General features: G+C 67.4%; 4 protein-coding genes. All 4 read left to right on the forward strand.

Features of this window, described 5'->3' with window-relative positions:
- The coding region (locus A2J02_RS15515; protein ID WP_068051053.1) for a heavy metal translocating P-type ATPase at positions 1-1319 on the forward strand (1319 nt) is incomplete at its 5' end.
- A 108-nt stretch (positions 1320-1427) separates the two neighbouring features.
- Complete coding sequence (locus A2J02_RS27740; protein ID WP_155288777.1) at positions 1428-1595, forward strand: hypothetical protein; 168 nt, start codon at positions 1428-1430, stop codon at positions 1593-1595.
- Between the two features lie 23 nt (positions 1596-1618).
- A complete protein-coding gene (locus tag A2J02_RS15520) occupies positions 1619-1957 on the forward strand; it encodes a metal-sensitive transcriptional regulator (RefSeq protein ID WP_032375786.1) in 339 nt (112 codons plus the stop codon).
- 86 nt (positions 1958-2043) lie between these two features.
- On the forward strand, positions 2044-2534 hold a 491-nt coding region (locus A2J02_RS15525), incomplete at its 3' end, for a TVP38/TMEM64 family protein (RefSeq protein WP_082898855.1).

Genomic DNA, 2534 nt, shown 5'->3' on the forward strand with positions numbered 1-2534 from the left:
CGACGGTCAACGTCGGTGGCCGAATCGTGGTCCGGGCGACCCGCATCGGCTCGGACACCCAGCTCGCACAGATGGCGAAACTCGTCGAAGACGCTCAGACCGGTAAAGCCCAAGCTCAGCGTCTGGCCGACAAGATCTCCGGAGTCTTCGTCCCGATCGTGATCGCCCTTGCCGCGGCGACACTCGGCTTCTGGATCGGCACCGGCGGTGGGATCGCGGCCGCGTTCACCGCAGCCGTCGCCGTCCTGATCATCGCCTGCCCGTGTGCCCTCGGCCTGGCCACCCCGACCGCGCTGATGGTCGGCACCGGCCGCGGCGCTCAGCTCGGCATCCTGATCAAGGGTCCCGAAGTGCTCGAATCGACCCGCCGTGTCGACACCGTGGTACTCGACAAGACCGGCACCGTCACCACCGGCAAGATGACTCTGCTCGACGTGATCACCGCCGACGGCGAGGACACCGCGCAGGTGCTGCGCCTGGCCGGTGCACTCGAAGATTCGTCCGAGCACCCCATCGCCCAGGCCATCGCCAAAGGTGCCCGCGAGAAGGTCGGAGCCCTGCCACCGGTGGAGCAGTTTATAAATATCGAAGGCCTCGGGGTGCAGGGCATAGTCGACGACCACGCAATGATCGTCGGACGGGCCCGCCTCCTCGCCGACCGGGCGCAGCAGCTGCCGGACGAACTCGAAAGTGCGATGCGTGCAGCCGAATCCGAGGGCAAGACCGCCGTCGCAGTCGGTTGGGACGGTCGGGCTCGCGGAGTACTGGTCGTCGCCGACGCGGTCAAACCCACCTCCGCCGAGGCGATCGAGCAGCTGCGGGGCCTGGGTTTGACGCCGATCATGCTCACCGGCGACAACGCAGCCGCCGCGCGTGCCATCGCCGACCAGGTCGGCATCCACGAAGTGATCGCGGAGGTGCTGCCCGCAGACAAGGTGGACGTCGTCAAAAGGCTGCAGGAGCAGGGCAAGGTAGTGGCGATGGTCGGCGACGGCGTGAACGACGCCGCCGCGTTGGCGCAGGCCGACCTCGGTCTGGCGATGGGCACCGGTACCGACGTTGCGATCGAAGCCAGCGATCTGACGTTGGTGCGCGGTGATCTGCGCGCAGCAGCGGATGCTATCCGCCTGTCCCGCCGAACGTTGGGCACCATCAAGGGCAACTTGTTCTGGGCGTTCGCCTACAACGTGGCCGCCCTCCCCTTGGCTGCGGCCGGGCTGCTCAATCCGATGCTGGCCGGTGCAGCGATGGCGTTCTCGTCGGTGTTCGTGGTCAGCAACAGCTTGCGGTTGCGCCGGTTCAAGTCCCTCACCGGATAACCGCGCGGGTAGAACAAGCACCCAAAAGGCTGGGGTGGGCGTGGCATGCAGGCGCGCCACCCCACCCCACCGCTACAACCCCGATGCAGCCTACGAAAGGAGAGGGCCATGTCCTTCGTGACAACGACCTTGGTGCAGATCACCCGGCACCCGGCGACCCGAGCGGTGGCCCGCTGCGCGGTGATGTGCGCTGCGGCGGCGGCCCAGCGACGACTCGACGGACCGACCCTCTCGCGCCATACCCCGGGCGGGCATAATCGAGGATGCTCGGCATGACACTCGGATTCCAGGAGGACACCATGGCCACTCCCGCGGCCGCGCAGGCACCCGCCGAGACCGACGGCCATGATCACGCCGCGCACGGCTACATCACCGAAAAGGACGCCTACCTCAAACGCCTCAAGCGCATCGAAGGCCAGGCCCGAGGACTGCAGCGCATGGTCGAGGAAGACAAGTACTGCATCGACATCCTCACCCAGGTCTCGGCGATGACCAAAGCCTTGCAGGCGGTGGCCATGGGCCTGCTCGAAGCTCACATCAGCCACTGCGTGGTCGACGCCGCCATCGCCGGCGGTCCCCAAGCCGACGCGAAGATCAAAGAGGCCACCGACGCGATCTCACGGCTCGTCCGCTCCTGAGCACCGGCAGTGCGAAGCCATTCCTCGCCGTCCACTCCCGCGTGCTTGTCGGAAACCTCGGCGAGGCGGCGCAGGCAGAGACCGTCATGACCGAAACCGTATCGGCGATTCTGCGCGATCGCCGAGTCCTCGCCACCGTGGCAGCGCTGGCAATACTGGCAGTGGCTGCCGCCCTCGTACCCCGCCCGTCGATCATTGTGGTGCGCGAGTGGGCGGAGTCGATGGGCCCGTCGTTCGTGGTGGTGTTCTTTCTGACCCAGGCGGTGTTGACGATTGCCCCGGTACCGCGCACGGTGTTCACCCTCAGCGCCGGACTGTTGTTCGGTCCCGCCACCGGGGTCGCCGTCACGATCGCCGCCACAACTGTCAGCGCTGTGCTGGCGTTGCTGCTGGTGCGCGCGCTCGGGCGCACCGCGGTGCAGGAGCGGCTGACGAATCCTGCGGTCAAGTCCATCGATGCCCGGTTGGCTCGGCGGGGGTGGCTGGCCGTCGGGTCCTTGCGGCTCATTGCCCCGGCACCGTTCGCCCTGGTCAACTACTGCTCCGGACTCTCCGCGGTGCGCCTGCTGCCCTACAC

Source organism: Rhodococcus sp. EPR-147, assembly GCF_001647185.1.
Lineage (GTDB): Bacteria > Actinomycetota > Actinomycetes > Mycobacteriales > Mycobacteriaceae > Rhodococcoides.